Origin of the sequence: Schauerella aestuarii, assembly GCF_009866805.1 — a bacterium.
GTDB classification, from domain to species: Bacteria; Pseudomonadota; Gammaproteobacteria; order Burkholderiales; family Burkholderiaceae_B; genus Schauerella; species Schauerella aestuarii.
The window spans coordinates 533,479-556,739 of record NZ_SIZW01000041.1; the positions used below are offsets into that span (position 1 = coordinate 533,479).

Below are 23,261 nucleotides of genomic sequence, written 5' to 3' on the forward strand. Positions count from 1 at the left end.
CAAGCGCCATGCCGGGCAGAGCATTTGCTGCGTTCGCCGCGCGAGTCGGGGGCCCACGTATCGGCGGCCCCACCACCGGAGTGATGCATGGAAGAGAAACCGGTCCAAGGACGGCGTGGCATTTTGAAGGCCATCACGCTGGGTGTTCCGGGGGCATGGGTTGCGGGCGCACATGCGGCCACGGCACCGGCACCCGCAGCGGCGCCGGGCGCCACCCCATCCCCTCATGCGATGCCGATGGCCGGCCCGCCCGGTGACCGAACGCTCAAATTTTTCAATGCCAACGAGGCGCAGGCGATGGATGCCATCTGTGCGCGTCTTATTCCTGCCGACGATCTGGGACCCGGCGCGAAAGAGGCCGGGGTGACGTTCTTCATGGACGGCCAACTGGCGGGCGCCTGGGGCACCGGTGACCAACTCTATCGACAGGGGCCGTTCGAAAAGGGCACGCCCGAGCAGGGCTACCAACTGTCGTTCACCCCCGCCGAAATGATCCGTCGCGGACTGGCGTCGTTGGACGCGGCCACGCGCAAGCAGGACGGCAAGCCGTTTGCAGCGCTCAGTGCCGAGCAGCAGGATGCCTGGCTGCAAAAGATGCAGGCGGGTGATCTCGATTTCTCGCCGCTGCCGTCGGATGTGTTCTTTCAAGCGTTGCTCGAAGGCACGATCGAGGGATTTTTCTCCGACCCGATGTATGGCGGCAACGTCGATATGGTGGGCTGGAAGCTGGTCGGGTTCCCGGGTGCGTTCGCAAGTTTTTCCAACGACATCGAACGTCACGGCGTGATCTGGGCCGGCCAGCCGGTATCGATTGCCACGGCGAAAGCCCACAACATGATGGATGGCGACTCACATGGCTAAAACCTTACCGGCCGTGGATGTGGCCATCGTCGGCGGCGGATGGACCGGCGCCATCATCGGTAAAGAACTCGCTGCCGCCAATCAACGCGTGGTGGTGCTCGAGCGGGGGGAGGCACGGTGGCCGTCACCCGACTTTCAGGGCCCCAATGTGCATGACGAGTTGAAGTACACCCGTCGCCATGCGCTGCATCAGAATGCCGCCAGCGAGACCTACACCTTCCGCAATAACACCGATCAAAAAGCATTGCCGATGCGGCGCTGGCAGTTTGCCTATCCCGGCACGCATCTGGGCGGCGCCGGCAATCACTGGTCGGGCGCGTATTACCGTTTCGATCCTACCGACTTCAAGATCCGCAGTCACTATACCGAACGCTACGGTGCCAAGATTTTCGACGCCGATCTCACCAGTCAAGACTGGCCGATGTCGTACGACGAACTTGAACCCTACTTCGACCGGTTCGATTATCTGATCGGCGCTTCAGGTCAGGCGGGCAATCTGAAAGGGCAGAAGCAGGCTGACGGCAACCCGTTCGAACCCTGGCGCTCAAGGCCATATCCCAATCCGCCGATGAAAGTGCCTTTTGCCCCAGCCTTGTTCGGCGCGGCCGCGAAAGGATTGGGCTACCACCCGTATGTGCAGCCGTCGGCGTTGGCCACGCGGCCGTATGTGAACTCCGAAGGGTTGCACATGAGCGCCTGTGTGTACTGCGGATTCTGTTCGAACTTCGGCTGCGAGCATTTCGCAAAAGCATCGCCACAGGTCTGTATTCTGCCGGTGGCGATGAAGATGTCGAATTTCGAGATTCGCACCGGCGCCCACGTGCTGAAAGTGGAACTCACCGAAGACAAGAAGCGCGCGCGGGGCGTGAGCTACGTGGATGCTGCGGGCGAAGAGGTCTTCCAGCCGGCCGAGATCGTGGTGATGTGTGCGTTCAGCATCAACAATGTACGGTTGCTCTTGCTCTCGGGCATAGGCAAACCGTTCGACCCGGTCACCAATACGGGTGTGGTGGGGCGCAATTACACGCACCAGACCACGTCGGGCGTGAATCTGTTTTTCGACGAAGCCACCAACATCAATCCCTTCATGGGGGCCGGTGCGGTGGCCGTCACGATGGATGATTTCAGTGCCGACAACTTCGACCACGGACCGCATGGATTCGTGGGCGGCGGCTACCTGCAGATTCAGGTGGTGAGCGGTGCACCGATCGGGTATCACCCCACACCGAAAGGCACCCCGTCGTGGGGCTCCGAATGGAAGAAACAGGTCAAGCGCTACTACAACCATTCGGCCTCGATCACGATCACCGGTTCGGCGCAGCCGACCCGCGGCACCTATCTCAGCCTTGACCCGACCTACAAGGACGCCTGGGGCTTGCCGCTCTTGCGCATCACCTACGATTTTCCCGACAACGACATTCGCATGTCGGCCTTCCTTACCGAGAAGGGCGATGAAATCGGCCGTGCAATGAAAGGCGTGGTGCGCACCGAACCCGGTCCGCGCAAGAAGCCGTTTACCGCGACGTCGTATCAGTCGACCCACCTCACGGGCGGCACGGCGATCGGCGACGATCCCAACACCAGCGTGGTCAACCGTTTCGGTCAGGTGTGGGACGTGCCCAATGTGTTCGTTGCCGGCGCGTCGCTGTTTCCGCAGAACTCCGGCTACAACCCCACCGGTACCGTAGGCGCCACCGCCTATTGGATCGTCGAGAAAATCAAAGCGGACTATCTTCGTTCGCCCGGACCGCTGGTGTCATGATGCAAACCAATCGCATGGGAATGATGGTGACGGTGGGCTTGATGATCGGCTTGCCGGTGATTACTTTGGTGGCGACGGGTTATCAGATGGTGGGGTTGGGCGGCGAGGGGCTGATTCGGCCCACGGCCGTCACACCGCGCGCGGCACCGATCGCTGCGCCTGCCGCTGCTACCGGGGCGGCACCTGCCACAGGCACCGCACCCGCCAGCCCGGCTCAAGGAACGGCGCCCGCCACGTCGCCCAACACGTCGCCCACAACGACGTCCGGTGCGCCTGCTGCGGGGTCTGCTGCACCTGCTGCGGCAGCGGGGGGCATGGCCACCACGGCGGCACCGGCCGCGCCTGCTGCCGCCTCCCAAGGCACGGCACCCACGGCTTTGCCCGCACCCACACCGGTGCCGGGACGCAGCGCGCTGGACTTCTCGCCCAGCCGTCCGTCTTGGGAGGCGCCACTGCAAAAGGCCGATGCCAAGATGGGCCAGCAACTCGCCTCGGCGGGACGTCCTGCTGGCGGCGTGCAAGCCTGCGTGGCCTGTCATGGTGCGCAGGGCGTCGCGGCGCCGGGCGGCATCTTTCCCAACCTCGCCGGCCTGAGCGGCGAATACATGGCCAAGCAGCTCACCGACTACCGCAGCGGCGCCCGCAATCATCCATTGATGACGGCCATCGCCAAAGGCATGACCGACGATGAGATCGGGCAGGTCTCGAAGTACTACGCCAGCTTGCCGGCCCAGGCGGTGGCACCGAAGTTGTCTGGCCCTGAAAGCGCCCGCAAGCTCGATGTGCTGGGCGAGAACGGTCGCGCGCTGCCTGCCTGTGCGAACTGCCATGGTGTGCAAGGGCAGGGCGAAGGGCCGCTGCTTCCGCGCCTGGCGGGGCAGCCGAAGGGCTACTTCATCGATCAGATGAATGCCTTTCGCAACGGCCAACGGCAGAACGACGACGTGGGCGTGATGCGCGCGTTTGCGCAACGGCTCACGCCTGAAGAGATCGATGCGCTGGGGACGTACTACGAAGGCATGACGGCGGCAGCAAAGTAGCGGCAGCAGCCGCCGCGTCTGTTGCATCGTCACCACGAAATGGTGCAGTGCACACAAAGCGGCTCTGCCCGCATTAAACTGAATACTTCACCCCGATACGGGGTATGCCTTGTATTTGCGCACCATGCCGTTCGCCACCGCTCTTGCTCCCCTTCTTCGCCCATTGCGCCGCATGGTCGGGGCGATCAAGCATCTGGCGTCGCCGTATCAACGCTATCGTCATGCGCAGGCGCTGCACGCCATTCGCGTGGCCCTGGCGATGCTCGTCACCATCATGATCACCAGCGGGCTGCACATCCCGCATGGCGACTGGGCATCCGTCTCGATGCTGATTGTGATCGGCGGCATCCAGCATCATGGCAACATCCGCAAGAAGGCCACCGAACGCGCCCTGGGCACCGTGATCGGTGCCGTCACCGGGCTGGCGTTCATTCTCGTGCACGCCTTGTTTGGTGTGGAGTGGTTGACCTACGGGTTGCTCGCCCTGGCCGCCGGGATCTGCGGTTACTACGCGATCGGGCGCGCGGGTTATGTGGCACTCCTGACGGCCATCACCATGATCATTGTGGCCGGCCACGGGGATAACTCGATCGAAACCGGCATGTGGCGCGGCTTCAATGTGCTGGTCGGCATCGTGGTGGCGCTGGCCTTTTCGTTCGCTTTGCCGCTGCATGCCACATACTCGTGGCGCTTCGGCATGGCGCTCAATCTGCGCCGATGCGCCTCGCTTGTGCGCCGCACGCTATCGGACGATCCCTTGTCGCCGGAGGCCCGCAACGCCATGATCGGCGAACTCAACCGCCGCTCGATTTCGATGCGCAACCTGATGCCGTCGGTTGCCAAGGAGATGGAAATCCCCATGGCGCGTCTGGAAGAAATTCAGACGTTGCACCGTTCGATTTTGAGCACACTCGAAATGATGTCCGCCACGCCACTCAAGCAGGCCGACGCCGCTGCATGGCAGCGCACGATGACGTCGTTTCAAAACGAAGGCCGCTACATGAGCCTCGTACTGTTGGCCATGGCGCGTGCGCTGCGGGCCGGTGACGCCACGCAACTCAAGCGCGCGACGATCCCGGATACGCCGCCCGCCGCACCGGCCTATTTGAACGCAGCAGATGTGCCGGTGGGCTTGCAGGGGCCGTACTGGCTTTCGCATCAGCTTGCCAGCCAGATCGATCGGCTGCGCAGGTTGCTGGTGGCTACGCGCCGTGCGCGGATGCGTGCCAAGGCGAAGGGCGAGAAAGACGCCAAGGACGAAGCTGCGGCGTAAGGCGTGGTGCAGGTGTGGGCGCACTGGCGAAGCGCCCATGGTTGCTCCAACTGCATCGACGATGCCCCGTTGATTGCAGGGCGGTGGCAGAGGTGTGCAAGCGCCTGGGCACTTCGATCATGAGCGCTTCGATCGGCATGCGCGCTGCGATCACGTCACCTTGATGGCCAGCTTGCCGAAGTTTTTACCTGACAGCAGCCCGATGAAGGCTTCGGGCGCACGGTCCAGGCCGTCGACGATATCTTCGCGATATTTGACTTTGCCCTCCTTGATCCACTGCGCCATTTCCTTCAGGAAGGCCGGCTGCTGATCGATGAAGTCGAACTGGATGAAACCGCGCAACATGATGCGCTTTGCCAGCACCTGCTGCATCAACGCCGGCAAGCGATCGGGGCCGTCCGTCTTCAAGCCATCGTACTGCGCGATCAACCCGCACACCGGTACGCGCGAGAACGTATTGAGCAGCGGGAAGACGGCATCCCATACGGCGCCGCCGACGTTCTCGAAATAGACGTCGATGCCGTCCGGGCAGGCGCGCGCCAACTGCTCGGCGAAGTCCGGCGCGTGATGGTCGATGGCGGCATCGAATCCGAGTTCGTTTTTGACGAACGCACACTTCTCGGGGCCGCCGGCGATGCCGATGGCGCGCGCGCCCTTGATATGGGCGATCTGTCCCACGGCCGAACCAACCGGGCCACTCGCTGCGGCGACCACTACCGTTTCGCCGGCTTTGGGCTGGCCGAGCGTGAGCAAGCCGCTATAGGCCGTGAAGCCCGGCATGCCGAGCACGCCCAACGCCGTGGAAATGGGGGCGGCCTGCGGATCGATCTTGCGCAGTCCCTTGCCATCGGACACCGCATAGGTTTGCCAGCCTGAATGCGACAGCACGATATCGCCCACCGCAAATTTCGGATGGCGGCTCTCGATCACTTCGCACACCGTGCCGCCTTCCATCACCGCGCCCACGGCCACCGGCTCCGAGTACGACTTCGCGTCGTTCATGCGACCGCGCATGTAGGGATCGAGCGACAGATAGCGCACCTGCAGCAGCACTTGGCCATCGGCCGGCGTGGGTGCCGGCGCTTCCTTGAGTTCGAAGGCCTCGGGCGTGACGCGGCCCTGGGGGCGTTGCTTCAGAATGATCTTGCGGTTGATGTGTGGCGTGGCCATCTGCGCACCCTTTATTTGCACGCGCCGATCGAAGGAGCCGGTCGGCGCCAAGTGAAGAGGAGAATGCGCAGCAGGAGGCGTGCCGGTTCCGGCATCGCGCATTGCCTGCAAGACGCGCTGCGCAGTCGCCTCAAGCGCTACGAGCCACGCATTACGCGTCGATTTCGCTCAAGACCGCGATCGCTGCGGCGATGCCGCCCTGGCCGAACGGCACGCCCTGCGCGGTCATGCCGGCTTCGATCGCGCCCAGGCATCCCAGGATCATCGCCGGGTTGATGTCGCCCAGGTGGCCGATACGAAAGGCACGGCCCGACAACGATCCCAGGCCGCCCGCCACCGCAACCTGAAAGCGTTCGCGTGTGGCATCGCGCAGGGCTTCGGGATCGAACGCCGCCGGATCCACCGCCACCGTCGTGACCGATGCCGAACGCGCTTCGGGCACTTCGCCGAAGAAGCGCAGGGCCCCGGCCGTGCTCCATGCTTGCACCGCGGCGCGCACCGCGCGTGCCGTTCGGTCATGGCGCGCCAGTACGACGTCCAGGCCTTCTTCGAGAATCAATGCCAACGCGGCTTCCAGTCCCATCAGCAGGTTTTGCGGCGGCGTGCCGCAAAACTTGCGGTAGATGAATTCGCTTTTACGACGCACCCAGTCCCAGTACACGCGCGGCGTGGGGTTGGCGGCAGCCACCGCCATCGCCCGTGCGTCGACCGCCATGAACGACAGGCCCGGCGGCACCATCAGTGCCTTCTGCGATGCGCCCAGGGCCACGTTCACACCCCAGCCGTCCATGTCGAAGGGCGATGCACCCAGGGACGCCACCACGTCCACCACCAGCAACGCCGGATGGCCGGCGCGATCGATGGCGGCACGTACGGCAGGGATGTCGCTCGTCATGCCGCTGGCCGTGTCGGTATGCACGACGAGGACCGCTGTAACGACGTGACCCGTGTCTTCACGCAAAGCGGTCTCGATTGCCGCCACATCCACCGGATAGCCGTCCCGGTACGGCGTGCGCACGACCTTGGCGCCGAACGCTTCGGCATGCTGGGCCCAGGTTTCGGAAAAATGCCCGCTGCCCGGCACCATCACCGTCTCGCCCGGGGCGATCAGGTTGACGATGGCCGCCTCCCACGCGCCATGGCCATTGGCGGCATACATGAAGACATCCGCGTCACGGGTGCGAAAGACCTGCCGCAAGCCATCCTCGCAGGCGGCCACCATGGTGGCCAGGCGGGGATCGCCCATATCCATGGGCTGACGGCTCATCTCGTTGAGCACGTCCTCCGGCACGCGGGTGGGGCCGGGGGAGTGAAGGAAGCGCTGACCTGAAATGCGTTTGGACGGATGCATGACTACCTGAAGAGGAAAGGACGCGAGAAGGAAAGTGAGCTGACGTAATGTTTTGGGATCGAGGCAAGGGCGATTAGAAGAGCGCGGCCGCGAGCGCCATCGCGCGAAACGCGAGCGGAATCAACAACGCGGCGAGGATGACCTGCAGTCCAAGGGCCAGGCCGGCATAGGCGCCCGCGTCCGGGTCCACCTGCAGTGCGCGCGCGGCGCCGATGCCGTGCGAGGCGGTGCCCAGCGCATAACCGCGTGCTGCCCAGCCGCTGGGGTGTTTCGGGATCCGCATCGCATCGAACAGGTAGCGGCCGGTGAGCGCGCCCACCAGACCGGTGAGCACGGCAAACACCGCCGAAAGCGCCGGGATACCGCCAATCGCTTCGGCGATGCCCATGGCCACCGGTGCAGTGACGGACTTGGGCGCGAGTGAGAGCACGATATCGGTTGGCAGGCCAAGCAGCCAGCCCAGCACGACCGCGCTCAGGCTGGCGGTGGCGCCGCCGATGAGTGCGGCCTGCAACAGGCGGCGCCAGCGGCGTTGCAATTCGTGGCGCCGAAACCAGAGCGGCCACGCCAGCGCGACGACGGCGGGCCCCAGCAGGAAATGAATGAATTGCGCACCGGAAAAGTAGGTTTGATAGGGCACGCCGGAGAGGAGCAGGCCCGCAGCGATGAGCACGATGCTCCATAGCACCGGATTCGCCCAGGGCGCTTGATTGCAGCGCAGATAGGCGGCATGCGCGACCAGATACACGACCAGCGTTGCGGTAAGCCCGAACAGCGGCGTGGACGACAGATACACCCACAGATTGACGAAATCACTCATCGTTGTCGTCCCGGCCCAGGCGCAGCGCCCAAAGCGTGGCGGCCATGCCGGCCCACGTGGAGAGTGCGATCACGAGCATGATCCGTCCGCCGTATTCGCTGAGCAGGGTGAGGTGCGTCATGACGCCCACCCCGACGGGGATGAACAGCAGCGAAAGATGGGAAAGCAGAAATTGGGCGCACTCGGCAACCGGGCTGCGCACCACGGACCAGCGCAGCGCGACCAGCAGCAGCATCATGCCGATCACGGGGCCCGGCAGCGGTAAGTGGAGGGCACGGGAAATCACCTCGCCGGCGGCCTGCAGCGCGAGGAGCCAGGCGAAGCCGCGCAAGGCGTGCATGACGACAGTCTCAAACGATAGGAAGAACTGCCCGGGATGATACCAAGCCGTGCGACTTAGGGTTACTGCTTACTAAAGTTTTGAAACAACTAGCCGTTATTGGGGATGAGCCGGATCAGGCTCTTACCTTCGTCGTGCCCGGCCGTCGTGTCGTATCCCGCGCCCCTGGCCATCTCGCCCCTGGAATACATCGTGTCCTTATTCTCTCGTAGTGCCTTCGCCGATCTGAGCGTCGGTAAAAAGCTGGGTTTAGGCTTTGGCTTCACGCTTATCCTCTCTTTGGTCATCGCCGTGGGCAGCGTGCTCAGCCTGCAACGCACACTCGGCCAGTTCGACCGGGTGGCGTTGACGACCCAGATGGAAGGCGATGTGGACGATGCGCGTCTGTCGCGTACCCGGTACGGGCAGTCGTCGTCGGCGGCCGATATTCGCGACAACGAAAAAGCCATGGCTGAGATCGACGCGCGTTTGACCGAGGCGCAGACGATGGCATGGGCACCGGCCGACCAGGACGCGCTCGCCAAGATCGGCGACAACGTCAAGATCTATCGCACGCGTCGCGATGCCATGGTGCGCGAGCGTGAAGCCACGCTTGCGGCGCGCACGGCCTGGGAGCAAACGGCCGACCAGGCCACCAAGTCGCTGCAGAAGTTGCGGGATGCCCTGACCGAAGCGCTTCAGGCCGAAATCGTGATGAGCCAGTTGGTGTCGATGGGCGGATTCAGCCCGGCGGGTGACGGGGGGGCCGAAGCGACCGCGGCGGGCGGTGAACCCCTCGCCTATGTGGTGATGGATGCCGGCGCCGTGGCGCAATTGCTGGCCGAGGCGCGCTATTCGGTCACGATGCTGGCCCTGCAGCGTACGGCCGAGCGCGAATCGCAAGCGTTGACGGCGGTAGACAAAGTGTCGGCTGCCGCGCAGTTGGTGCACGACAAATTGCCCGAGAATTCGGACAACCGCAAACTGGCTCAGGACGTCCGCACGCAGGTGCAGCGCTATCGTCAGCAGGTGGCGGGCTACATGGCCATCGTGAACCGAGAGAACGCGGCAATCGCGCAAATGGGTCAAACCGCCGAAGGCCTGTCGGCCGAAATCGGCGGCATCGCCGGCCGTCAGACGATCGAAACCCGCAGCTTTGTGGGCCAGGCGGTAACGCTGACGATCATTGTGTCGGCCGTGGTGACCCTGCTGGGGATATTGTCGGCGTGGCTCATTACGCGCCAGATGACGCGCCCGTTGCGCGATGCGGTGGGTGTCGCCGAACGCATTGCCGATGGCGACCTGAGCACCCCGGTGCAGGTGAACCGTCGCGACGAAATCGGGCAGTTGCTGTATTCGATGCAGCGCATGCAGGCCTTCCTGGTCGAGACGGTGTCGCTTGTGCGCGATAGCGTGGATCAGATCAATCTGGGGTCGCGTGAGATCGCGGCAGGCAATGCCGATTTGTCTTCACGCACCGAGCAGCAGGCCGCCTCGCTGGAAGAAACGGCGGCGAGCATGGAGCAGTTGTCGGCCACGGTGAAGCAAAACGCCGATAGCGCAGCGCAAGCCAATCGCCTGGCCCAGACTGCCTCGGGGGCCGCGCACGATGGCGGCGCTGCCGTGTCGCGCGTGGTGACGACCATGCAGAGCATCTCGAACCGTTCGAATCGGATCACCGACATCGTGGCGACCATCGAAGGGATTGCATTTCAGACGAACATCCTGGCGCTGAATGCGGCGGTGGAAGCGGCACGGGCCGGCGAGCAAGGCAAGGGCTTTGCCGTGGTCGCCACCGAGGTGCGGTCGCTCGCGCAACGTAGTGCGACGGCGGCCAAGGAGATCAAGGGCTTGATCGAAGACTCCGTATCGGCGGTGAGCGATGGTTCGCGTCAGGTGGCCGATGCCTCGCGCACGATCGAGGATGTGATGAAGGCCGTGACGCAAGCGACCGATCTGATGAGCGAGATCGCCGCGAGTTCGCATGAACAGGCCAACGGCATCGAGCAAGTGAATCGCGCGGTCACGCAGATGGATCAGACCACGCAGCAGAATGCGTCGCTGGTGGAGGAGGCTGCGGCGGCGGCCGCCGCGCTGGAAGATCAGGCCGTGCATCTGGCGCAGGCCGTGGCCGTGTTTCGTCTGCAGCAGGACGCGGGCGTAGCACGCCTGACGCACGCGCGACCGGCGCTGTTGGCGAGTTAACGCAAACACCGTCATCGATCGATGTCGATCGGCACATGCCGCGATGCCCTGGGCCATCGCGGCATTTTTTCAACGGTCGTGAAGCGCGCCCGCAATCGAGGCCGACAACATATCGGCATGGGTCAAACCCGGAAACTCGACCATGTCGACCACCCAATCGCTGCGTTGCGATAATTGTTGGGTAACGGCTTTCGTGTTGTCGGGTCGTTCCGGCGGCGCCACATCGTGGCCGACCATGATGGTCAGGCGCCGCGCCGCGCCGTTGGCCGATATGGAAGCACGTGCAATCGTCTGCAGCAGATATCGGCCGTTCCACCAGAACGACGGGCTGGCTGCGACGTAGCGGGTAAACGCGTTCGGCTGCGTCAGCAGCACATGCAATGCGAACAGCCCGCCATACGAATGACCGTAGAGGGTTTGGTCGTTCGCATCGATTGGGTAGTGGGCGGCCACGAAGGGTTTGATGCGTGTTTCGAGGGTGTCGAGAAAACGGTCGGCACCGCCGCCGGGCAGCGTCTTGCCCACAGCGTCCGGATCGCGCGGTGCGCCAACGGGGCTGTCGGCGCCGGGTGAGGGGGGCGTGTAGTCGTAAGAGCGTGCGGCTTGCCGCAGGCTGGCGTCGATGTCGTAGCCGATGCCCACAATCACCGCACCTGGGCGCCTGCTGTCCTGTACGCTGGCAGCCGTGTCGGTAAGGCTTTCGAACACCGTGTCGCCGTCCAGCATATAGATCACGGGATAGCCCGCGGCGGGTGGCGGACTGGTGGGCTGCCAGATGAAAAGGCGCAAATCCGGACGCGGATCGTCGCGCGTCAGCAGGTATTGCGTCACTTCCGCCGCCGGCACACCCGTAGCGAGTTCGGCAGGCTGCGCAGGCATGGGCTTGGCGGGCGGCGGCGGATCGTATGCGGTGGCGGTAGCGGCGACGAGCGGGGTGGCGGTAGCGGCGATGAGCGCGCCGCCGCCTGCAACGCGGGCAGTGGACTTGGGCAAGATCGTGATCCTGTAGCGGGGCAGGTAATGCTGCGCTTGGGGGGCGGGACGGCGTCAGTCTACCAGCGGCGCGGTAGGGCTCGGCCGTATGCTTTCCCCATGCTGACGACAGCATCGAACGTCAAACAGGGGGTGGGAGACGGACTACCGTGTCGCTCGCCCCACCGTCATGTCGAGCGGCATGCCGTGCACGTCCGCCATCTTGGCGCGCTGCGCCAGCACGAGATTCAACGCTTGGCTCAGCGCATCCAGCGGGCGGCTGTCCGCATCGCTTTTGCGCGTGACCAGCGAAAATTGCAGTGTGGGCGCACCCGCCAGTCGCAGCACGCGCACGGGGTACGTCAGGCAGATGCTGGGGTCGGACAATTGCACCAGCGATATCCCCAGCCCGGCACTTACCATCGCGACGATGGCCTGCGCGCCATCGAGCTCCAGCGTGCTGTGCTTATCGGGCACATGCGTGTTGATGTAGCGCGCTGCCATGCGGCCGGTGACGGTGTTGCGTGCATAGCGGATCCATTCGTACTCGCGAAACAGGGCAGCGAGCGACGTGCGCGTTTCGTCGGGCGGCACGATCAGCAGCAGTTCGCGTTGCGTCAGATCCTGCCAGTTCAGCCGTGCCGAGCCGCCGGTCTCGGGTTGTGCGACTACGGCGGCGTCCAGCGTGCCGGCTTTGACGGCGTCGGTCAGTTCGGCCGTACGCCCGCGGGCAGGCATCACGCGCAAGTTCGGGTGGGCATCGCGCAGGTAGCGCATCGTGCCGGGGATCAGTACGGCCTGCATCGACTCGATCACCCCCAGCCGCAGGGTGCCTTCCACGGTCACGGTGGGCCGCAGCCGCAGGGCTTCCAGTTGATCCATGGCTTGCCGCATGGTGGCGGCCACGTCGAACGCCAACTGCCGGGGGCGCACCTGCAATCCTGATCGATCGAACAATTGCTGCCCCAGGTATTGCTCCAACTGCTTCATCTGCATGCTCACCGCGCTGGGGGTGATGTTGGTCTCCTTGGCAGCCGCCGCCAGTGTGCCGTGCTGGAGCACCGCATCCAGCGTGGTGAAGAGCGCGAGCTTCATCAGAATTCCTTACGTAGTCGCCAAATATTCATCGATTTATTCTGACTATGCCACGTCCTACACTCCTTGACTATGGTGCCGCACGGGCGGCGCGGCAGAGCGCGAGGCAGATCGCGCGCCATCCGAGGAAATCATGATGAGTGAACCCGCATTTCGTCCGCAGGCCTGGCTGGCCGCGGATCTGGATCAAGACCGGTCGTGGGTGCATCGGCTGTCGGCCGATGCCGTGGCAGGCGTGGAAGCGGCGCTGGCGGCCGCCAAGCAGTCGGACAAACCGATGCTCGAGATGACGGCTGACGATTTTCCATTGAATGCGGCGGCGCGCGACGCCTTGACGCGCGCGTTCGATGCTACGCAAGGGCGCTTCGGCCTGTGCCTGCTGAAAGGATTTCCGGTCGAGCGCTGGAGTGAAGACGATGCCCGGTTGGCCTATTGGGGCATCGGATTGCATGTGGGCGTGGCCCGCACGCAAAACCGTGCCAGCAATGTGATGACCGATGTGCGTAACGAAGGCGGTTCGTACAAGACCAAGAACGGCCGCGGCTACAACACCAACGCGGGTCTCGATTTTCATATGGACTCGTGCGATGTGGTGGCCTTGTTGTGCTTGCAGACGGCAAAGTCGGGTGGCGAGAGCAAGATCGTGAGTTCGATGGCGCTGCGCGATGCGATTGCACGCGAGCATCCCGAATTGATTCCGGTATTGCAGTCGCCGTACTTCCACAGTTATCAAGGCACCCAGGATCCGGCGCAGCCGCCGTTCTATCGCTGCCCGATTCTGGGGAGTGACGACACCTATTTCTCGTTTCGCACCAATCGCAAGAACACCACGGCGGCGCAACGCGACTTCGACGACGTACCGCGCTTGAGCGACGCGCAAAGTGAGGCGCTCGACCTGCTGGATACGTTGATGCCGGATCCCGTTTATTGCTTTTCGATGTGGCTCGAGCGCGGCGATCTGCAGTTGCTCAACAACTATGTGATCCTGCATTCACGCACCAACTTCGAAGACCATGATGAGCCCGAACGGCGGCGCCATCTGCTGCGCTTGTGGTTGGCGATTCCCGGCTCGCAGCCGCTGCCCCCCGAATGGCGCGAGTACTACGGCGATGTGCGTCCGGGTGCCGTGCGCGGTGGCGTACGAGGCAGCGCGATCACCGAGGCGTTTCTCGATTACGAGCGCCGCCAGGCACAACGGATGAAAATGCCGTTGGGGCTGTAGCAGCCTGATGATGACGGTGGTGATGGAGGCCTGGATCGCGCAGCAACGCTAAACAGGCCGGCATGCAGCGCGATGCGGCGGTGTATCGCGAGCAACGTTTACAACCTTGCAACATCTTCTGGTGCATCTGATCCGTATGTAGGGGTACAGGCGGCTTAAACGCTTGAGCACTTACCCCAAATACATCAGGAGATTGCCATGAAAGTCATCACCACCGCTGTCGTTCTTTCCTTCGCTTTGATTGGCGCCTCCGCACAGGCCGCCGACATGACCAAGAGCCGCGATCAGGTTCGCCAGGAACTGGCCGAAGCCAAGTCGAACGGCACCTACAGCTTCGGCGAACTGGCTTATGTGCCCAAGGCACAAAGCGGCCGTTCGATCATGACGGAACCCGTCAATCTGCGTACCAGCCAGCGTGCGGTGGGCAGCTTCGGCGATCTGGATTACCCGCGCGGCGCCGTGCCGCTGAACCGCATGATGTAAGCCGTTCGCAGCGGCGTGTCATTGCACGACTGCATCGTGCCGGTTTGACGCATCGCATGCGTCCAGCCCGCATCATGCAACATACGATCGACGAGGTGCCCCAAGGCATGCTCGTCGATCGGCATTTCAGGGTCGCCCGGCGCATCGTGCGCCGCCTCGCTCAATTGCGTGCCGTCCGCAAGGACGATCGAGACGGACGCACCGAAATGCGCGGGATAGCGCGCATCGATCTCAACGTCGGTGTGTAGCGTGACGCGCTCGCGCAGCGCCGCGCAGGTGGCGTCATCGATGGCATGGGCCTCGAATGTCGGCATCCATACTTCCCCCCACAGCAATGCCGCAGCCACTGTGTGCTGCAAACTGAAGCGCGCTTGCAAGGGCGTGGCGGGATGCGTTCGATCGCAGAACGCCAACGCATCGGCGTAGGTATGTATATCGATGCGCGCGATGGCATTCACCGGTCCATTTGCTTCTGGATCGATAGCAGTATCGCCATCTGCATCTATCGCTGCGCCGTCCAACTCGGCAGCAGGATACCGCTGGGGCATACGAGCCAGCAATCGCTCACGCAGTCGCAACGCTGCGGCGATCGCAGGATGAGCGTGGCGGCACGCGGGCCAGGGTTTCAGGCTGGTCTCGTGGATCTTCCAAGGTGCTTCGGCGAGCAGTACGAGCGGGCGTGCGTCGGGGCACATCGCGGCAAACATGCCTTTCTCACCTTCCAGCGCATGTGCGGGGCCCTGCAATCCTGCGTGCGCCATCCATGCCGCCTGCAGTCCGGTGTGCGCGGCTTGTGCGGTGTGCCACGCCTTGCCGTCGCAGGGTTCCATGCGGATCTGCCACAGGCCCGAGGCGCGTGTGACGGCCAGTGCCAGCGCGTGCGCCGTGCGCGTGGCGTCCAGTCCGAGAAGCGATGCGGCAGTAGCCGCTGCGCCCACATTGCCGCACGTGGCGGTGTTGTGCCACAGCGCATAGTGAGACGGTCCCATCGCCAGCCCGAGACGGATCATTGCGTCATACCCGCGCACGATCGCATCGAGAACGAGGGGCTCGCCGGCGCCGGTCAGGCGTGCCAGATGACGCGCGACCGGCATGACGATCGGACCGGGATGCACCAGCGCTGCGCGGTGCGTGTCGTCCATTTCGTAGAGACTGCCCAGCGACGCTTCGTATTGGAAGTGCGCCACATGGCGCGCATCGGCAAGCGTTCGATCCGCACGCCATTCGGCACCGGCCGCCGCCTGCCACAACGGCTCGCCCATCGCGCCCGCGGCAGCCAGCGCCGCACTGCCGCGCCAATATGCCAGATGCGTGGCGGCCCGGGCGCGATCGGCCGCTTCGATCGGGCGCGCGAGCAGCAGGGCGAGTTGCTGAAGCAACGATGGCGAGGGTGGGGTAGCGGCGTTCGTCATGGCAGGCGCGCGATGCGGGTGGGGAGCGCAGAGGCGCGCGTCACACCGGCGGGCACTGCGCCGTGAACCAGTCGGCGATATCGCTGCCGGTTTTGAAGCAGACGTCGGGATGCGCCATCAGCGTGTCGAGGATCTGTTCGAAGTACCCGAAGCGGTGCGGTACGCCCATCAAGTGGGGATGCAGGCCCAGCGCCATCACGCGCGGCCGGGTCTGGCATTCGCGTTCGAAGAGCTTGAGCGTCTGTTGCACACGCAGCAGAAACTCAGGCGACGAGTGCTTTTCCACGGCGTAGATGATCGAGTCGTTGAGCTCCAGGTTGTAGGGCATTTGCAGCAGGGCACCGCGATCCACGCGCAACCAGTTCGGTACGTCGTCCACCACCCAGTCGCACACGTATCCCACGCCCGCATCGGCCAGCGCTTCGGGCGTGCGGTCCGTTTCGCGCAGACCCGGGCTGAGCCAGCCGCGAGGTCGCGTGCCGGTGAAGGCCTGCATGGTGTCGAGGCACTGCGCGATGATGTCCGCCTCCACGCCGTCGTGATTCAGGGCCTTCTGATGCATGCCGTGGCCGATGAACTCCCAGTTGGCGTCGAGCATGGCTTCGGCTGCGCGCGGATAGGCGGCAATCACACCGGCATTGCAACTGGTGGACGCCGGCAAGCCGCGATCTTGAATCGCGCGCAGCATGCGCGGCAGCCCGGCACGCATGCCGTAGTCGGCCCAACTGAAGTTGGGCACGTCGGGCACCGTTTCCTTGCCATGCGGCGGCGTGATGATGGTGCGCGGCATGGGCTCGTCGAAGCGCCAGTGTTCGACATTGACCACCAGGTGCACCATGATCGCACCGTCGGCATGCGGCGCGAGGGCGGGGCCTTCGTCGGAGAAACGATAGGGAATGCGGGGATTGGCCATGAAAGCGGATATCCGTCGGAGATGAGAGGCGGGGCGGCGTGACGGCTCAATGCCGCATCTGCTGCATGATGTCGCGCTTGAGGCGATTGAATACATCGCCGGTGATGAGGTCGATCGAGCGCGGTCGTTCGATCGGCACCGTGATGCGGGTGGCGATGCGCCCGGGGCGAGCCGACATCACGTAGATCGTGTCGGCCAGCAGAATCGCCTCATCGATATCGTGCGTGACGAACACCACGGTCGTGCGCAGGGTTTGCCAGACGGACAGCAGCAGCTCCTGCATCGTGAGGCGCGTTTGCGCGTCGAGCGCGCCAAACGGCTCGTCCATCAGCAGCACTTTGGAGCCCAGGGTGAGCACGCGGGCGATGCCCACCCGTTGCCGCATGCCGCCCGACAACTGCACCGGCAGATGCTTGGTGAAGCCCGAAAGCCCGGTGATCTCGAGCATTTCGCGGGCACGATCTTCATACTGGCTGCGTGGCAGACCTGCGATCTTCGGGCCGAACACCACGTTTTCCCACACATTGAGCCAGGGGAAGAGTGCGGCTTCCTGGAACACCACGCCGCGATCCGGGCCGGGTTTCGTGATGGCCGTACCGGCCACCGAGAGCGTGCCGTCCGAGGCGGCTTCAAAGCCGGCGATCAGATTGAGCAGGGTGGATTTGCCGCATCCCGATGGCCCCAGCAGGGCCACGAATTCGCCGGCTTGCACCTGCAGGTCGATCTCGTCCAGCGCATGCACCGGCGTGATGCCGGGATAGGTTTTGCTCAATTTTGAAATGGCGATATCCGACATGTGCACCTCAATGATTTTGCAGCATGCGCCACACCAGCACACGACGTTCGATCCATACGATCAACCGGTCGCTGATGAAACCCATCAGTCCGATCGACACCATGTCGGCCAGCACGATATCCATGCGGCCCACGTAATACGCGTCCCAGAGCACATAGCCCAGGCCGGATTTCACGGCCACCATTTCGGAGACGATTACCGCGGTCCAGGAAATGCCCAGCCCGATGCGCAGCCCGGTGAAGATGGACGGCATGGCGGCCGGCAACACCACGCGCCGCAGCACCTGCGACGACGAGGCACCCATCATGCGCGCGGCCCGCACCAGATTGCGGTCCACGTCGCGCGCCCCTTGCGTGGTGTTGACCACGATGGCGTAGAAGCCGCCGAGGAAGATAAGAAAGATCGAGCCCATGTCGCGGATGCCGAAGAGCGCGATCGAGAAGGGCAGCCAGGCGGTGATCGGAATCGGCCGCATGCCTTGCACGAGCGGATCGAGCATCAGGGAGGTGATGCGGCTCCAGCCGATCGCCAGGCCGAGCGGAATGGCGCACACCATCGCCAACGCGAAGCCTTGCGCCACGCGCAGGGTGGAGTACTGCACGTTGCTCAACCATGTGCCCAGGTAGGGGTTCAGACCCATGCCGGGGCTGGCGAAGATCCAGTCATACCAGGCGCGGCCCACTTGCGCCGGCGTGGGCACCACGCCGGCCATGCCCGGCGACTGACCAACCAGTTGCCAGCCGATCAGGATCAGCACCGGCACGCACAGACCCATGGCCAGACGCCCCAGCGCCCGGCCCCAGTCGCGCGTGGCGGTGCGCGGTGCGGCGGGCTGCCGCAAAGCCGAAGTACTCATATGCCGATCTCCAGTAGCCCGTGCGGGCGAGGGGTGCGCCGCGCGCGGTCGTTCAAGGCTTCATGGCCGCTTGGGCGAGTGAGGGATCCCATACGGTGTCGATCGTGCCGCTGACGTCCTTGGGGATCACGCCGAGTTCGTTGAAGGTCTTGGCTTGCCGGCGCAACTGATCCAGGTCGAGCACGCCGCCGAGCTTGATGAGTTTGGCCGATTCGCGCGTCACGTCGATCGGCAGCCCGGTGTACTTCGAGTAGGCTTGCGCAAACGCTTCCGGATCCTTGGCCAGCCGTTCTTCTTCTTTCTTGTAGGCCCACATGAAGCACCGCATCGCTTCGGGCTTGCTCTTGAGCGCATCGCGGGTCGCGGCAAGCAGGCCAAGTTCGGCACCCACTGCTTTGGATTGACTGTATTCGAGCTTCGAGAAGTAGCCTTTGTCGGTCGCCACGATCTGCGATTCGAACGGTTCCCACAATGCGACGGCATCGACGTCGCCCCGTTCCAGCGATTGCACGAATGCGGTGCCGCCACCCTGGATGTTGACGGCGGTGAAGCTGGTGTAGGGCACCTTTTTCTCGGCGAGCGTCGCGGCCCATTGGAACCAGACGGCCGAGCCGGGGGCGATACCCAGCCGCTTGCCTTTCAGATCGTCCCAGTCGTCGATCTTCACGCCTTTCTTGACGACCAGATACTTGGGCGAGTCCGCCACGCCTGACAGGCCCACCAGGCGATCGCTGCCTTGCGCAAGTGCGATGGCGAGATCGGCGGGACCGATGCCCGACACATCCACCGATCCGGACAGCAGCGCCGTACGGGCATCCGCATAACGCACGAATTCCACCGGCTTGACCGTCACATTGCAGGCCTTGAGCGGTTCGGTAATTCCCAGCATGGGCGACAGATGTCCCACCTTTACGAATCCCACCGTCAACGTCTCCGGTTTGGGCGCGGCGGGTGGTTGCGGGCCGACGGCCCATGCGTGGCCGGCAGCCATCGCCAGCGTGGCGAAAAGTCCAGCGCGAAAGTGCTTGTTCATGTTTTTCCCCTTGGTCACGAATCACACTGCAACCGGCGCGGAGCGTTTCCGAACCGGCAGAAAATGGCGGGCTACCGCCCGGTGAAAACTGCCGGCCGTTTGGCCTTGAATGCCGCTTGCCCTTCCTGGTAATCGTCGCTCGCAAAGCACGCGCGCACGGCATCCGTCACCTGTGCCGCGCTTGGCGCGTCGGGCTCGTTGGTGAGGTGCCGCAACGCCAATTTTGCCGCGCGTATCGTGAGCGGCGCATTGGCGGCCACCTTGCGGATGCGCGCCTGAACCGTTGCTGCGAAGTCAGCATCGTCGAACACCTCGTGCGCGACGCCGACGCGGGCGGCCTCTGCACCATCGAACGTGCGGGCCGTCAAGAAAAGATCGGCCGTTCGCGCCGCACCGATCATCTCGGTCATGCGGGCCACGCCCGCCAACGTGTAGCCCAGCCCCAGACGGGCGGCCGGCATGCGAAAGCGGGCGCTGCGGTTGCAGTACCGCAAGTCGCACGACAGGGCCATGCCGAGCCCGCCGCCCATGCAGACGCCCTGGATCTCGGCGATCACCGGATGGGGCGAGTTGCTGAGCGCGGCCTGCGCATCGGCCACGGCATGTTCGTAGCGCAGCACTTGTTCGGGGTCGCGGCGCTGTTGGCCGAACTCCGAAATGTCGGCGCCTGACACGAACGCCCGTTCGCCTGCGCCCGCCAGCACGATCGCGCGCGTATCCGGATGGGCGTCGGCCTGTCGTACGAAGTCGAGCAACTGTTGCCACATCGTCAACGACATGGCGTTGAAGCGCGAGGGATTGTCGATCTCGATGCGGGCAACGCCGTCGGCATGGCTGAAGGTCACGCGGCCGGGCGGGTGGGAAAGCGTATCCATATCGATCCTTTAAACGGCCTGCGCGGCGCGCAACGCTTCGATGTCGCCGGCGCTATAGCCCGCTTCCTGCAGCACTTCATCGGTGTGTTCGCCCCAGCCTGGCGCCGTGCGGGCGATATGTGCTGGCGTGCGCTCGAGCGTCACCGGTTGTGAAATGACCGTGCGCGTGCCGCCCTGCCAGGCGTCGCATTCCTGTGCCACTTTGAGATGCTGAATCTGCGGATCCTCGAACATCTGCGGCACGGTATAAACCGGCCCGGCCGGCACACCGGCGGCGTTGAGCACGTCCACCCAGTGCTGCACGGAATGCGCGGCAAACACGGCCTGGATCTCGGCGTTGAGCCGCTTGCGGTTCTGCACGCGTAGCTTTTCAGTGGCGTATTCGGGATCGTTCAGCCATTCGGGTTTATCGATGACGGCGCAAAACCGCTTCCAGTTGCCTTCGCCCGAAGCGCCAAGATTGAACATGCCGTCATCGGCGCTGAACAGCCCCATCGGGCTGCTGGTGGGATGGTCGTTGCCTTCCTGCACCGGCACATCGCCTTCGTTCAAATAACGCGCCGCTTGAAAATCCATCATGGCGATCTGGCCATGCAACAGCGAGGCGTGCACCCATTGTCCTTCGCCCGAGGTCTCGCGTTCCAGCAGCGCGGTCAGGATGCCCAACGCGGCATAAAGCCCCGTGCTGGAGTCGCCCACCGCCAGGCCCGCGCGCACCGGGCCCTGGCCCGGCAAGCCCGTCACGGACATCAACCCGCCCATGCCTTGAATGATCTGATCGAAACCGGGCCGCTCGGCGTAGGGACCGGTTTGGCCGAAGCCCGAAATGCTCGCGAGGATCACGCGCGGATTGATCGCGCGCAGCGATTCGTAATCCACGCCCAGGCGGAACTTGACGTCGGGACGCCAGTTTTCAACGACCACGTCGGCATCGGCCACCAGGCGTTTGAACACCGCCAGCCCCTCAGGTTTTTTCAGGTTCAGCGTGAGCGAGCGTTTGTTGCGGTTCAGGTTCTGGAAGTCGCCGCTCCAGCGATCTGCGGCAAACATCGCTTCGTTGGGATCGATGCCGGGTGGCGGCTCGATGCGGATGACGTCGGCGCCGAAGTCGGCCAGCATGCGCACGCAAGTGGGGCCGGCGCGCACGCGCGACAGGTCCAGCACGCGAAAACGTTGCAGCGCCGGGGAGGCTGAGAGTTGGGGCATGGTGTCAGCGCCTGGGAAGAGCGGCAGGCGAGCCTGCCGATGGGGTGAAACTGCGACGGAACCCGCGGCCATCGAAGCGGCGGCGCTCGATGTCGGCGGCAAAAGCCAGCAAGGTGCCTTCGTCGCCCCGCCGTGCAATGGCCTGCAGGCAGATCGGCCGGCCATCGTCGGCATAGGCCACCGGAAATACGGCGGCGGGGAGATCCAGATAGTTGACGAAGGCCATCCAACTGAACATGGCCACCAATTGACGCGCGTCGAAGTCGGGTGACGCGGTGTGCACGTGCCGCCAATCGGGAACGCCCCGCGGCAGCGCGGGCGTCAACAGCACGTCGGCGTCGTTGAAAATCGAGTTCGCAATCAGCGCCCGGTGCGCGGTGCGTGACCGATAGGCTTGGGCATACCAAGGCGCGGGGATGACCGCGCCCGCCAGCGCCACGGCGCGCGGCAGGGCATGCAACACCGGGCCCTGCCCCGCCAGCGCCTGCGCATGCGTGGTGGCAGCTTCGGTGTGCAGCATCACGTCGGCCAGACGCGTCCATTCGGCCAGATGCGGCAGCGGCGTCTCAGTGCACGTGCTGCCCGCACGGGCAAACTCATCGGTCACGGCGTGCAATGCCTTGGCGACTTCCGCCGTCATGCCCAGACGCGTGTCTGCGCGATCCCAGCAGTGTGCAATGCGCCAGCGGCTGGGTGGGGCAGCCATCCGAATCGTGCTGCAGGCGGCGAGGAGCGCAGCGGCGTCGGCGGTGCTGCGGGTAAGCAAACCGACCGTGTCCAGACCCGGCGCCAGCGGCACCACGCCGCGGTTCGACAAGCGATGGCGTGAGGGCTTGAATCCCAGCACACCGCACGTGGCCGCCGGCATGCGCACCGACCCAGCGGTATCGGTGCCCAGGGCGCCATAGCACAGGCCTGCGGCCACCGCTGCGCCGGATCCGCTGGACGAGCCGCCAACGACGGCCTCGGTATCGACAGGATTGACCACGCGCGGGGCATGTGGGTTCTCGCCGGTCGCGCCGCAGGCGTGTTCGGCCATTACCAACGCAGCCAGCGGCGTGGCGCCCGCATTCGCGAGCCGTTGGACCACGGGTGCGGCGCGGTCAGGCACCGCGCCCGTCGCCCGGGCTTCAGCGATCGCCGCCGCATCGCGGCCGCAGCCCGCCGCACGCTCGGCGAGGTCGAAGATATCCTTGTGAGCGACGCCCACACCAGCGAGCGGCGCCGTGGGGTTAAGCGTGGCCGGCAGATCGAGCAGTGCCGCAACGCAATGCCCCGCATCGTGTGCGATCGCATCGCGTTGCGCGCGAAGTGCCACGATCGGGTCGTAGCGGCCGCTCGCGATGTCTGCGCGTAACGCGGCGATGCTGTCGGGCAGGCCGGCGGGCGTGATCATCGGGCTGTCCCGTCAAACTTGCGCGTGGCGGTAGTCGCCGGCGCCAGCCGCAGCAGGGTGCGGGCGACCGCACGCGCCTCGTCGACATTCACGGCGATGCCGGATGCCGCGAACAGCGCCGGCAAGGCTTGCGCAAGCGCGTCGCGATCGGGTAACGATGGATTCCCTGCAAGCGGATTTTCAGTAATACTCATGGTGCGC

The 23,261-nt window shown here is 64.5% G+C and carries 21 protein-coding genes and 2 pseudogenes; 8 read left to right on the forward strand and 15 right to left on the reverse strand.

Annotated features, from left to right (window positions below; translation table 11 throughout):
* Nucleotides 1–87 precede the first annotated feature (87 nt).
* The 4 genes from EYW45_RS13365 (at nucleotide 88) to EYW45_RS13380 (ending at nucleotide 4,936) form a co-directional block, all read left to right on the forward strand.
* Complete coding sequence (locus EYW45_RS13365) at nucleotides 88–861, forward strand: gluconate 2-dehydrogenase subunit 3 family protein (RefSeq protein ID WP_161135888.1); 774 nt, start codon at nucleotides 88–90, stop codon at nucleotides 859–861.
* A complete protein-coding gene (locus EYW45_RS13370) occupies nucleotides 854–2,623 on the forward strand; it encodes a GMC family oxidoreductase (protein ID WP_161135889.1) in 1,770 nt (589 codons plus the stop codon). Before EYW45_RS13365 ends, EYW45_RS13370 begins: the two co-directional genes overlap by 8 nt.
* On the forward strand, nucleotides 2,620–3,663 hold the full coding sequence (locus tag EYW45_RS13375; protein ID WP_235939028.1) for a c-type cytochrome: 1,044 nt from the start codon (nucleotides 2,620–2,622) through the stop codon (nucleotides 3,661–3,663). Before EYW45_RS13370 ends, EYW45_RS13375 begins: the two co-directional genes overlap by 4 nt.
* A 124-nt stretch (nucleotides 3,664–3,787) precedes the next feature.
* Nucleotides 3,788–4,936 (forward strand): FUSC family protein, encoded by a 1,149-nt coding sequence (locus tag EYW45_RS13380; RefSeq protein ID WP_161135890.1) that lies wholly within the window; start codon nucleotides 3,788–3,790, stop codon nucleotides 4,934–4,936.
* A gap of 150 nt (nucleotides 4,937–5,086) precedes the next feature.
* On the opposite strand, the gene EYW45_RS13385 is transcribed toward EYW45_RS13380, so the two are convergent.
* From EYW45_RS13385 to EYW45_RS13400, 4 genes are all read right to left on the reverse strand, one after another.
* On the reverse strand, nucleotides 5,087–6,106 hold the full coding sequence (locus EYW45_RS13385; RefSeq protein WP_161135891.1) for an NADP-dependent oxidoreductase: 1,020 nt from the start codon (nucleotides 6,104–6,106) through the stop codon (nucleotides 5,087–5,089).
* 151 nt (nucleotides 6,107–6,257) lie between these two features.
* The gene (locus EYW45_RS13390; protein WP_161135892.1) at nucleotides 6,258–7,457 is read right to left on the reverse strand and encodes a pyridoxal-phosphate-dependent aminotransferase family protein; all 1,200 of its coding nucleotides are present in this window, start codon (nucleotides 7,455–7,457) and stop codon (nucleotides 6,258–6,260) included.
* A gap of 73 nt (nucleotides 7,458–7,530) precedes the next feature.
* Nucleotides 7,531–8,277 (reverse strand): LrgB family protein, encoded by a 747-nt coding sequence (locus EYW45_RS13395; RefSeq protein ID WP_161135893.1) that lies wholly within the window; start codon nucleotides 8,275–8,277, stop codon nucleotides 7,531–7,533.
* Nucleotides 8,270–8,617, reverse strand: a complete 348-nt coding sequence (locus EYW45_RS13400; RefSeq protein ID WP_161135894.1) for a CidA/LrgA family protein — start codon at nucleotides 8,615–8,617, stop codon at nucleotides 8,270–8,272. Before EYW45_RS13400 ends, EYW45_RS13395 begins: the two co-directional genes overlap by 8 nt.
* 105 nt (nucleotides 8,618–8,722) lie before the next feature.
* On the opposite strand from EYW45_RS13400, the pseudogene EYW45_RS25100 reads away from it, so the two are divergent.
* Both EYW45_RS25100 and EYW45_RS25105 read left to right on the forward strand, forming a co-directional pair.
* A pseudogene (locus EYW45_RS25100) lies at nucleotides 8,723–9,691 on the forward strand (methyl-accepting chemotaxis protein); the annotation flags it as partial.
* 75 nt (nucleotides 9,692–9,766) lie between these two features.
* Nucleotides 9,767–10,801 (forward strand): annotated as a pseudogene (locus tag EYW45_RS25105) (methyl-accepting chemotaxis protein); the annotation flags it as partial.
* Nucleotides 10,802–10,870: 69 nt separating this feature from the next.
* Here the strand turns inward: EYW45_RS25105 and EYW45_RS13410 are convergent.
* On the reverse strand, nucleotides 10,871–11,794 hold the full coding sequence (locus tag EYW45_RS13410) for an alpha/beta hydrolase (RefSeq protein ID WP_161135896.1): 924 nt from the start codon (nucleotides 11,792–11,794) through the stop codon (nucleotides 10,871–10,873).
* A 144-nt stretch (nucleotides 11,795–11,938) separates the two neighbouring features.
* Nucleotides 11,939–12,868 (reverse strand): LysR family transcriptional regulator, encoded by a 930-nt coding sequence (locus tag EYW45_RS13415; protein WP_161135897.1) that lies wholly within the window; start codon nucleotides 12,866–12,868, stop codon nucleotides 11,939–11,941.
* Nucleotides 12,869–13,004: 136 nt separating this feature from the next.
* On the opposite strand from EYW45_RS13415, the gene EYW45_RS13420 reads away from it, so the two are divergent.
* Both EYW45_RS13420 and EYW45_RS13425 read left to right on the forward strand, forming a co-directional pair.
* The gene (locus EYW45_RS13420; RefSeq protein WP_235939029.1) at nucleotides 13,005–14,090 is read left to right on the forward strand and encodes a TauD/TfdA family dioxygenase; all 1,086 of its coding nucleotides are present in this window, start codon (nucleotides 13,005–13,007) and stop codon (nucleotides 14,088–14,090) included.
* Nucleotides 14,091–14,288: 198 nt separating this feature from the next.
* Nucleotides 14,289–14,573 carry a DUF4148 domain-containing protein gene (locus EYW45_RS13425; RefSeq protein ID WP_161135899.1) on the forward strand — a complete coding sequence of 95 codons (285 nt, stop codon included), beginning with the start codon at nucleotides 14,289–14,291 and terminating at the stop codon, nucleotides 14,571–14,573.
* Here the strand turns inward: EYW45_RS13425 and EYW45_RS13430 are convergent.
* The 9 genes from EYW45_RS13430 to EYW45_RS13470 all read right to left on the reverse strand — a co-directional run bounded on the left by EYW45_RS13430 (nucleotide 14,534) and on the right by EYW45_RS13470 (nucleotide 23,254).
* A complete protein-coding gene (locus EYW45_RS13430; protein WP_161135900.1) occupies nucleotides 14,534–15,985 on the reverse strand; it encodes an MmgE/PrpD family protein in 1,452 nt (483 codons plus the stop codon). The two genes, EYW45_RS13425 and EYW45_RS13430, sit on opposite strands and share 40 nt — an antisense overlap.
* A 40-nt stretch (nucleotides 15,986–16,025) precedes the next feature.
* Nucleotides 16,026–16,898: a polysaccharide deacetylase family protein gene (locus EYW45_RS13435; protein WP_161135901.1), complete on the reverse strand. Its 873-nt coding sequence runs from the start codon at nucleotides 16,896–16,898 to the stop codon at nucleotides 16,026–16,028.
* Between the two features lie 46 nt (nucleotides 16,899–16,944).
* On the reverse strand, nucleotides 16,945–17,694 hold the full coding sequence (locus EYW45_RS13440) for an ABC transporter ATP-binding protein (protein WP_161135902.1): 750 nt from the start codon (nucleotides 17,692–17,694) through the stop codon (nucleotides 16,945–16,947).
* Between the two features lie 7 nt (nucleotides 17,695–17,701).
* Complete coding sequence (locus tag EYW45_RS13445; RefSeq protein WP_161135903.1) at nucleotides 17,702–18,550, reverse strand: ABC transporter permease; 849 nt, start codon at nucleotides 18,548–18,550, stop codon at nucleotides 17,702–17,704.
* Nucleotides 18,551–18,602: 52 nt separating this feature from the next.
* Nucleotides 18,603–19,583 (reverse strand): ABC transporter substrate-binding protein, encoded by a 981-nt coding sequence (locus tag EYW45_RS13450; RefSeq protein WP_161135904.1) that lies wholly within the window; start codon nucleotides 19,581–19,583, stop codon nucleotides 18,603–18,605.
* A gap of 71 nt (nucleotides 19,584–19,654) precedes the next feature.
* Complete coding sequence (locus tag EYW45_RS13455; protein WP_161135905.1) at nucleotides 19,655–20,458, reverse strand: enoyl-CoA hydratase; 804 nt, start codon at nucleotides 20,456–20,458, stop codon at nucleotides 19,655–19,657.
* Nucleotides 20,459–20,467: 9 nt separating this feature from the next.
* Nucleotides 20,468–21,664, reverse strand: coding sequence for a CaiB/BaiF CoA transferase family protein (locus EYW45_RS13460; protein ID WP_161135906.1), 1,197 nt, complete (start codon nucleotides 21,662–21,664; stop codon nucleotides 20,468–20,470).
* Nucleotides 21,665–21,668: 4 nt separating this feature from the next.
* A complete protein-coding gene (locus EYW45_RS13465) occupies nucleotides 21,669–23,060 on the reverse strand; it encodes an amidase (protein ID WP_202444699.1) in 1,392 nt (463 codons plus the stop codon).
* Entirely contained in the window at nucleotides 23,057–23,254 is a 198-nt protein-coding gene (locus tag EYW45_RS13470) for a hypothetical protein (protein ID WP_161135907.1), read from the reverse strand. The genes EYW45_RS13465 and EYW45_RS13470 overlap by 4 nt, the downstream gene beginning before the upstream one ends.
* Between the last annotated feature and the right edge of the window lie 7 nt (nucleotides 23,255–23,261).